The sequence below is a fragment of the Streptomyces sp. NPDC101219 genome (assembly GCF_044767675.1).
Lineage (GTDB): Bacteria > Actinomycetota > Actinomycetes > Streptomycetales > Streptomycetaceae > Streptomyces.
The window spans coordinates 68,715-78,076 of the sequence record NZ_JBIWOK010000022.1; the positions used below are offsets into that span (position 1 = coordinate 68,715).

Annotated in this window: 5 protein-coding genes and 3 pseudogenes; all 8 read right to left on the reverse strand. The window is 71.4% G+C overall.

Annotated elements, in window-relative coordinates; genetic code table 11:
* Positions 1-6: 6 nt before the first annotated feature.
* Positions 7-764 (reverse strand): annotated as a pseudogene (locus ACIRPP_RS30255) (class I SAM-dependent methyltransferase).
* Between the two features lie 539 nt (positions 765-1,303).
* A complete protein-coding gene (locus ACIRPP_RS30260; protein ID WP_403649414.1) occupies positions 1,304-4,027 on the reverse strand; it encodes a cation-translocating P-type ATPase in 2,724 nt (907 codons plus the stop codon).
* A gap of 2 nt (positions 4,028-4,029) precedes the next feature.
* Entirely contained in the window at positions 4,030-4,452 is a 423-nt protein-coding gene (locus ACIRPP_RS30265; protein WP_403649417.1) for a universal stress protein, read from the reverse strand.
* A gap of 387 nt (positions 4,453-4,839) precedes the next feature.
* A pseudogene (locus ACIRPP_RS30270) lies at positions 4,840-5,058 on the reverse strand (universal stress protein); the annotation flags it as partial.
* A gap of 110 nt (positions 5,059-5,168) precedes the next feature.
* Entirely contained in the window at positions 5,169-5,609 is a 441-nt protein-coding gene (locus ACIRPP_RS30275) for a pyridoxamine 5'-phosphate oxidase family protein (RefSeq protein ID WP_403649420.1), read from the reverse strand.
* Between the two features lie 334 nt (positions 5,610-5,943).
* Positions 5,944-6,666: a CBS domain-containing protein gene (locus tag ACIRPP_RS30280; protein WP_403649423.1), complete on the reverse strand. Its 723-nt coding sequence runs from the start codon at positions 6,664-6,666 to the stop codon at positions 5,944-5,946.
* Positions 6,667-7,045: 379 nt separating this feature from the next.
* A pseudogene (locus tag ACIRPP_RS30285) lies at positions 7,046-7,946 on the reverse strand (universal stress protein); the annotation flags it as partial.
* Positions 7,943-8,986, reverse strand: coding sequence for an alcohol dehydrogenase AdhP (gene adhP, locus ACIRPP_RS30290; RefSeq protein WP_403649426.1), 1,044 nt, complete (start codon positions 8,984-8,986; stop codon positions 7,943-7,945). The gene adhP and the pseudogene ACIRPP_RS30285, both read right to left, overlap by 4 nt.
* Between the last annotated feature and the right edge of the window lie 376 nt (positions 8,987-9,362).

Genomic DNA, 9,362 nt, shown 5'->3' on the forward strand with positions numbered 1-9,362 from the left:
TGGTGTTCATACCTTGCTCGCGACCACCATGTAGTTCTCGGCCTCAAGATCGAACGTACTCAGTTCCGTCTGGAGTCCGACCCCGTGCAGTTCGACTTCGAGTTCCTCGTACCGGTAGGGCCAGCAGGACAGCTGTTCCGAGCGGACATGAACCAACCCCGTCGCATCGACTTGCGCGATTGCAATTTCGATGTGATGCTCCTCCTCCCAATGCGGCGCAATCTCCCAGCGGTAGACCACGACGGCATCGCGACCGTACCGGCGGACGAGACGGTCACTGATCTCCAGCCGGGAACCTCTGGCCCTCACCAGTTCCCACGTGCGGGATGTGAGCACCAAGCGCCCGCCGGGGCGCAGAAGCCGTGACATCGACTCCAGAGCAGCGCCCCTGCCCGTCGCGCCCGTGGCATGGTGAAGCGAGTTGCCGACGCAGAACACCATGTCGAACGTGCTGTCCGGAAAATGGTCGGGCAACTCTTCCCACGTCGCCCGAACGGCTCGAACGGATACCCCGAACTCCTCAGACAACTCTGCAGTCCGACGAACCATCGCCTCGCTGGCGTCAGTTGCGTCAACCTGCATGCCTCGACCGGCGAGGCCGACCGCCAACTGTCCAGTTCCGCACGAACAGTCCAGGACGTGAGCGTTCGGCGGCAGGCAATTGAGGACGTCGTCGAACGACGCAGCGAACTCGGCTGGAGGCAACTTTGCATCCGAGATGAGCCATTCGTACACCTCGGCGAGCAAACCTCGTAACCGGTCACAACCACTACCTCCGTCGCGGCAGACTCACGGTAGGGAAGTCAGTCCATCAGCGGAGCACGCCGGGCACCAATGGTTTTCACGAGGATGACTCTGACGCGTCTGCGGGTTGCCCGTTGTCCGTGTAACTGACCGTTTCAGAATGATCGCGAGAGCCACCGCAGGCAGATGATCGAGCAGGCGAGTTCGAGGAGACCCGGGGATCGTCGGCCGCCGCGATCGCGGCCCTCACGCGTTGCCCACCGGCTCGCACCGCACCTCGAAGCTGCGGCACACGCCGACGCGATCTCCAGACCATGCCGACCGAACGTGTGGGCCGCATCGTTTCCCTACTGGCACAAGATCGGCCCGGGGCGGGAGGGTTCAAGAGCGGGGCCGGCTGGTCGACCGCGCGCTGTCCGGGCAGCATGACCGCCCCGTTCTCACCGACGGACACGGCACATCCCACTTGAAGCGGAACGGCTACCGAACCACGACTGGCCGACCGGGTCGCCCGTGGCCGTCTTCTCCGGCCTCGCGGTTGTGAACCGGTGCTGAGATCTCACGGGGTCTGCCCACGGGCTGCGCGCCGAGCGCGGCGTGCATGAGCGGCCCGCCAGCCGTGCTCGGCCAGCAGCACGGTGGAAGCGGTGGCGAGGCAGATCGCCCACTGCGTCGGGCCGAGGGCGACGGTGTCGAAGACTCCTTGGGCCACGGGCGCCTGTACGGCGATGACCTGGAGGGCGAGCACTGCGGCCAGGGCGATCCACAGGGTGCGGTTGTGCAACTGGTGGCGCCCGAAGACAGGGCCGTCCTCGCTTCGGGCGGCCAGGGCGTTGCAGAGTTGGAAGAGGACGAACGTCGTGAAGGCCATGGTGGCGGCGGTCGCGGTGTCGGTGAGGTGGCGCGCGCCGGCGAAGACCGCCAGAGTGCCGGCGGCCATCACCGCGCCGGAACGGGCGATGGCCGCCAGGCGGCGGGCGTTGAGGATGCGTTCGGCGGGCGGGCGCGGTGGGCGTCGCATCACGTTGTCCCGCGGTGGGTCGACGGCCAGAGCCATGGCGGGCGGCCCGTCCATGATGATGTTGACCCACAGCAGTTGGATCGCGGACATGGGGGCGGGCATCCCGGCCAGCACGGTGGCGAGCAGGGTGAGGATGGCGCCGATGTTGGTGGACAGCTGGAAACGGACGAAGGTGACGATGTTGTCGTAGATGGAGCGGCCCTCACGGACCGCGCGGACGATGGTGGAGAAGTCGTCGTCGGTCAGGACCATGTCGGCGGCCTCTTTGGCCACGTCGGTGCCGGTGACGCCCATCGCGACGCCGATGTGGGCGGCGCGCAGGGCGGCGGCGTCGTTGACGCCGTCGCCGGTCATGGCCACGATGTGACCGCGCCGGGCGAGGGCACGGACGATGGTCACCTTGTGCTCGGGGGCGACGCGGGCGAAGACGCCGATGTCCTCGATCCTGTCCGCCAGTTCGTCGCCGCTCATCCGGGCCAGTTCGGTGCCGGAGACGACGTCGCCGCTGATGCCGAGTTCGCGGGCGATGGCGGTCGCGGTGTCGGCATGGTCCCCGGTGATCATCTTGACGGTGACGCCGGCTTCCTGGGCCAGAGCGACCGCGTCGCGGGCCTGCGGGCGGGGCGGGTCGGCGATCCCGGCGACGGCGGTCAGAGTCAGGTCCGTCACCGCGTCCGGGTGGGCCCGGCCGACGGCGGTGGTGGTGGCGCCGCCGAGGACGCGCAGGCCCTGGCTGCCCATCCGCCGGGCCGCGTCGGTGACTTCCCGGCGGCGCTCGGTGTCGAGGAGTGCCGGTCCGTGCTCGGTCAGGACGTGGGTGCAGCGGTCCAGCAGGACGTCGACGGCTCCCTTGACGTGGACGGCGGTCCGGCCGTCGGCGTCACGATGGAAAGTCGCCATGTACTTGGCGGCCGGATCGAAGGGCACCTCGCCCGTGCGTGCCGGGTGCGCGTGCGGGCCGGAGTCGAGACCGGCCTTGGCGGCGAGCACGAGCAGGGCGGCCTCCGTGGGGTCGCCGATGACGCCGTCCGGAGTGCGGCGGGCGTCGTTGCACAGCGCGAACGGCAGCACCGCGTCGCGCAGGTCCACGCCGCTCTGCCCGTCGCCGGCAAGCACGGTACCCGTGGTGTCGTAGCCCTCGCCGGTGACCTCGTGGTCCCGTCCGGCCGTCCACAGGGCGCGGGCGGTCATCTCGTTCATGGTCAGCGTGCCGGTCTTGTCGCTGCACACCACGGTCGCCGAGCCGAGCGCCTCGACGGAGGCCAGTCGCTTGACGATGGCACCGCGGCGGGCCATGCGGTGGACGCCCAGGGCCAGGGTGAGCGCGAGAACGGCGGGCAGCCCCTCGGGGATCGCCGCGACAGCCAGGGCCACCGCCCGCAGCGCGAGATCGGCCGGTTCCTCGCCGCGCAGCAGGGCCACCAGTGCGTACGCGGCCACGGCGACACCGCTGACCGCGGCCAGGCGCCGGCCCAGGCTGTCCATCTGGACCTGCAGCGGGCTGGGCGGCTGCGCACCGGTGCGCAGCGCCTCGGCGATCGCGCCGACCTCGGTGCGCATGCCGGTGGCGGTGACGATCATCTCGGCACGGCCCCGGGTCAGCGCGGTGTTCATGAAGAGCATGCCGGTGCGCTCGGCGACGGGTACGGGGTCCTCGCCTTCGGCCACGGCGGGCGCGGTCGTCTTGGCGACGGGACGGGACTCGCCGGTCAGTGCGGCTTCGGCAGACTCGACCGACTCGGCGACGGCGAGGCGACCGTCGGCCGGGACACGGTCTCCGGCTTCCAGGAGCACGATGTCGCCGGGCACGAGGGTGCCGGCCGGGACTGTCCCGACCCGGCCGTCGCGGCGTACCCGCGCGGTGGGGACCAGCATCCGGCGAAGCGCTTCCAAGCTGCGCTCGGCCCGGCGTTCCTGCAGGTAGCCGATGGTGGCGTTGATGAGCAGGACGACGGTGATGACGAAGGCGTCCTTGATCTCGCCGATGACTCCCGCGATGACGGCGGCAACGAGCAGGATGCCGATCAGCCAGCTGCGGAACTGGTCCAGCAGGCGCAGCCACTGTGGCCTACGGACCGGTTCGGCCAATGCGTTGGCCCCCCAGTCGGTGGCCCGCCGTTCGGCTTCGACCGTGGTCAGGCCCATGGCCGGGACCACTGCGAGTGAGGCCGCCACGTCCGTGGCGTCGCGTCGGTAGGCGTCCGGCAGCAGGGATGGCCGTGCGGACGGAGAGAGGCCGTCCGGCATGCTCTGGTGAGGCACGGTCACCCCTTGTCGCGGACGACGGTGACGGGGCAGTGGGCGTGGTGGAGCAGCGCCTGGCTGACCGAGCCGAGCAGCAATCCGGAGAAGCCGCTCAGGCCCCGGCTGCCGACCTCTGCCAGCGACGCCGACCGCAATTCGATCTCCAGTAACTGGACGGCCTCCCCGGCCACCACCGACCGGGTGATGGCCACACCCGGCGCGGCCGTGCGGGCCCGTTCCTCGGCACGGGCCAGCGTGCCCCGGACCATCGGCTCCAGACCGTGGTCTGGCGGACTCCCGGGCGGCCCGCCGACCGGTCGGTGCCCGAACGCGTGCACGATCCGCAGAGGGGCACCACGCAGATGCGCCTCGTGGGCCGCGACCACGACTGCCTCAAGACTGGAGGCGGAGCCGTCCACGCCTGCGATCACCGGACGAGCCACTGAGTTCTCCTGTTCCCGAGCGCCGCCGAGTGCGGCCCTTCGTCTGCCAGCTTCGGTTCAACCGCTCCTCGTGGCCAGGGGCCACCGGGCCGTACCGACGGCCGTTCGGCCCTGCCGAGTGTCCGCGGTCGGTCCGGGCACCGCTCGCTCATCAAGCCTGTCGTGCACTCCGGTACGGAAACCCGACGGCCACCGTCCCGCGGGCCGCGGCAACCGTTCGCCGTCCGTGGCGACCCCCGTCGCCGTCACCGGCCCAGCGCCTCGGCAGGTGGCCGCCTCGCGGCCTCACGCGCGGGACGCGGGCGCTCCGCGCGCCCGGCCGTCCTCTCCCGCGCAGCACACGACCCGCCCGCGTCCCGGGACAGGTAAGAGCCCCGCCGGGCTCGGTCAGTCCCCCGCGCCCGCTGCCCGCACCACCGCGACGGGGCAGTGAGCGTGGTGGAGAAGCGCCTGGCTGACCGAGCCGAGCAGCGACCCGGTGAAGCCACCGCGCCCGCGGGCACCGATCGCGACCAACTGCGCGGACCGGCCGGCGTCGATCAACGCTTCCCGCGTTCGACCGTGCATCACCCTCTGCTCCACCATCACACCCGGATACCGTGCGCGGCCCCGGTCTTCACCGGCAGACCGGGGTGACGCATGTGGACCCGTGCGACGGCCGACGCCAGAACCTGCCCTGCCGGACGAGAACGGCCCCCGGAGGGGCGACGAGGCGTTCAAACGGTGAGGTCCACTCCGTACAGGGTGCGTCCGCCGATGAGTTCACGTCCGGTGACCAGTTCCGGCTCGATGCGGACGAAGACCTCCTGTGGCGCGGGCACCCAGGAGACGGGGCCGGTGCGGGTCAGGCGTTCGTGTTCGGCGGGGTCGGTCACCACCGTGGCCGAACCGGTGACGACAACGCTCCAGCCGGAATGCCGGGCCTCGTCGACGTCGTCTGTCTCGAAGGCGACCACCGCGCCGTCGATCGCGCTGACCAGATCCGACGTCGCGGAGGTGCGCAGCAGGACCGCCTCATCGTCGTCGAGACTGAAGTTGACCGGCAGCACGGCGGGCAGGGCCCGACGCGTGAAGACGATACGGCCGACGGACATCTTGGCCATCAGCCGCAGAGACTCCTGCCGCCCAAGTTCGCGGAAACCGTCGTTGGGGTACATCAGCCAACCTGTCCTTCGCCGGGTACTGCGGTGTCGCGTCCCGTCCAGCCTGAGCCTCGTGGGGCGCGGAAGGAGGGGGCCATCGGTCCCTGCCATGCCGGAGAACGACCCGTGTCGCACCGCGATCGGCCCCCGTGGGGCCGGCCCTCCGGGGAGGTGCCGGCGCAAGCCGCTGAGCAGGCATGGCTTCGGAGTGCCGGATTCAGCGAAGCCACGGCGAGCGCGCTCTCCACCTCACGGTTTCCAAGGTTCCCGGCAGCGCCACGCACTTATGTGTGCGTCAGCTCGTCGGCGATGTGTGCCGCCGGTGCCGGTCACGGGGATGCGCCTCGTCTCACAGTCGCCGCAGCCAGTCGTCCGCCACGCCCTGCAGCGACTGTTCCTTGATCCGCAGGTGCGCGTCGTCCAGTCGGTAGGTGAGTTTGTCGACCACCCCCACCACGCCGTCGATCCGGCGGGTCATCGACAAGGCGATCTCCGTCTCGCTCTTGCGTTCCATGCACCCGGAGAGCACGACAACGCCCTCCACGACGGACACGTCGATACTGTTGGGCGCCAGCCACAGGGTGCGCGTCAGTACCTCCTCGATCACCTCGTCGCGGATCTCCCTGTCGGAGCGCAGGAAGACCTGGAGCAGGTCGCGGCGGGTGACGATGCCGACCAGCCGGTCCTCCTCGTCGAGTACCGGCAGCCGTTCCACTTGGTGCCGGGCCATGGTGCGGGCGGCCTGGACGACGGTGTCGTCGGCGTGGGTGGTGACGGGCGGCTCGGTCATGAGCCGGCCGGCGGTGCGGGCGTTCGCCTTCGCCGCCTGGCGTCGGGCACCGCGCGTCAGGCCGGGGAAGGGGAAGCGGCGGCGCGGTCCGGGGGTGGCGGCCTGACGTGTGATCAGGTCCGTTTGCGAAAGGACGCCTATGACCCGGTCGTCCTCGTCGACCACGGGCAGTCCGCTGATCCGATGGGCCGCGAGCAGCCTCGCGACCTCCTTGAACGGGGTGCCGTAGTCGGCGCGGACCACGTCCGTGGTCATCACGGAGCCGACCTTGTTGTGCTTCATGTGCTTCCTCCTCGGTGGAGTCGGCGTGGACATGGATCCCGGGGCCGCACGGCACCAGGCGGATCCGCGTGACGAGCACGGTGACGCCGTCCTCGCCGCCGGGGTTCCTCCACATCTCCTGACGCCTCGAGCATCCTTCGGATCGGGGGGGTGGTCCCATGGGCTGCCCGGGGGCGGTGTGAGGGCCGGTCGGCCCGAGGTTTCCGCCGGTCGTCCCCTGTGCGCCTGCCCTGCCCGGGCTCGGTACGCTGCTCGGCTGCCGGCGCTCGTGGCTGAAGGGCGACGTCCTGGCCGGCGTGACAGTGGCCGCTTGTCTCAGATCGCAGGTGATGCCGTACGCGGGGTGGTCGACGTGCCGCCGGTCGACGTCGTCACGCCGGTCGGGTACGACCCCGATCGGGCAGGCGGAGTGGTGCAGGAGCCTGTGGGCGATCCGGCCGAGGCGGTGTCCGAACTGTCCGGGACGGCGTCGGCCGACGACCAGCAGGTCCGCCTCGGGCGAGGCGGTGAGGGGCGCTCGGCGGGCGGGTCCCTCGACCGTGTGCCGGTGCGGTTCCACGTCCGGCGGGGCGCCGGCGGGCGCGGCCTCCAGCTCCCTGACCGCCCGTTCCTCGTGCAGCCGCTCGGGGGTGCCGGTGAGCAGCGGGTGGTCGGCCGTGTCCTGCACGGGGCGTCGCCACGCCCGTACCGCGTCCAGGACGGCACCGCGCCGCCGGGCCTCCTCGTAGGCGAAGCGCACCGCCGCCGTCGGCGCGTCGGCCACGCCGAGGACGATACGGCCGTGCCGGGCGTCGGCGGTCCGGTTGTCGTGGGCGCTCGGATCACGAGGACCGGGCATGCGGCCTCGGTGGCCACGGTCAGGCTGACGGAGCCGGGCAGCAGATCGGTCAGTCCGCCGCGTCCGCGGGTGCCCACGATCACGGCCGAGGCGTTGCGTGCCTCGCGCAGGAGGACGTACTCCGGTTCTTCGGCCACCGCTTCGGCGGCGACGGCGAGATCCGGATGGTGACGACGGGGATGGCGGGTGGCGGGTGGCGGGTGGCGGGTGGCGGGTGGCGGGTGGCGGGTGGCGGGTGGCGGGTGGCGGCGACAAGGATAATGTCGTCGGAGGTCACGCGACCGGACGGCTTGCCCACTTGCGGGCGGGCGCGGCGCCCTCATGGCGTTCCCAGCGGTAGGCGTGGACGATCCGCGGGGGGAGGCCGTGCAGGGTGGCTTCGTCGGCCACCCGGTCGGCGGCCCGAAGGCTCGACTCGGGAGCCGTCTGCACCGACGATCAGGGGGAGACTCGTCGTTGTCGTCCTTCCGTGCCGAGGTCGAACACAATCCGGGCTTTGATCTGTCCTCGCAGGACCTCGTCGATGCAGTCGTTGACGGCGGCCAGCGGGCGGGTCTCCCGGATGACCTTCGTGCGGCCCTCGGCATGAAGCTGGAAGACCTCGGCGAGATCCTGCCGGGTGCCGACGATGGAGCCGATCACCGAGGTGCCGTTGAGCACGGTGTCGAAGATCGGGACCTCGAGCGTGCCGTGCGCCGGCAGGGCCACCATCACGAGCTTCCCGCCGCGGCGCAGACCGGAGTTGACGGCTTGGAAGGCGGCCGGGTTCACTGCGAGCGCGAGGGCCGCGTGGGCGCCTCCGTGCCGTTTCAGCTCGGCGCCGACGTTCTGGGTGCGGGCGTCGATGACGATGTCCGCGCCGAGGTCCCGGGCGAGTTGCAGCTTGTCGTCGGTGACGTCGATCGCGGCGACGGTGGCTCCCGCCATCTTCGCGTACTGCACCGCCAGGTGGCCCAGTCCGCCCACGCCCGAGATGGCGACGAGCTGGGCGGGCCGGATGTCCGCGACCTTGAGGGCCTTGTAGGTGGTGACGCCCGCGCAGGTCAGCGGGGCGGCGTCGAGGGCGCTGACGCCCTCGGGCACCGGCTGGGCGAAGTCGGCCCGGGCGAGCATCTTCTCGGCGTAGCCGCCGTCGCAGCCGTAGCCGGTGTTGACCTGGCTCTCGCACAGCGTCTCCCAGCCGGACAGGCAGTGCTCGCACCGCCCGCACGTGCTGCCGAGCCACGGCACGGCGACCCGTTGGCCGACGGCGAGGTGGGTCACGTCGTCGCCGAGCTTCTCGACGAGGCCGACGCCCTCGTGGCCGGGGACGAACGGCGGGGTGGGCCTGACCGGCCAGTCGCCGTGCGCCGCGTGGATGTCGGTGTGGCACAGCCCGGACGCCTCGACGCGCACACGGACCTGGCCCGGGCCGGGCTGGGGGTCGGGGCGCTCCTCGATGACCAAGGGCTTTCCGAACTCCCGGACGACCGCTGCCTTCATGGTTCTGCTCCTTCTGTGCTTCTCTTCGGCCGGCCGCGTCAGCCGTGCGCGACGACGGCGACCGGCGGGGCGTGGTGCATGACCGGGTGGGTGGGCGCCGGTGTGCGCGCCGAACGGGCTGCGGCGGATGCGGCGGCCGACGTCGAGGGAGGCGTCGCGGGCCGCGTCGACAAACCGGTGGGGCGGGTCCACCGACCCGCCCCACCGGCCTGGTTCAGCGCAGCCACCGGTGGTCGCGGACGATCGGGAGCCGGGCCCACAGGCGGCCCAGACCCAGCGCATCACCGGCCGAGACCGCGGCCAGCGCGATCAGCACCACCGCGTAGATCAGGTGGTAGTCCACGAACGGGTTCGTCGACATGCTCGCCGACCCGTC

What these genes read in the sequence shown, in the direction of transcription:
- ACIRPP_RS30275 (WP_403649420.1), bottom strand. Translation starts at nt 5,609, where the DNA reads ATGTACCCCAACGACGGTTTCCGCGAACTTGGGCGGCAGGAGTCTCTG.
- adhP (WP_403649426.1), bottom strand. Translation starts at nt 8,986, where the DNA reads ATGAAGGCAGCGGTCGTCCGGGAGTTCGGAAAGCCCTTGGTCATCGAG.
- ACIRPP_RS30280 (WP_403649423.1), bottom strand. Translation starts at nt 6,666, where the DNA reads ATGAAGCACAACAAGGTCGGCTCCGTGATGACCACGGACGTGGTCCGC.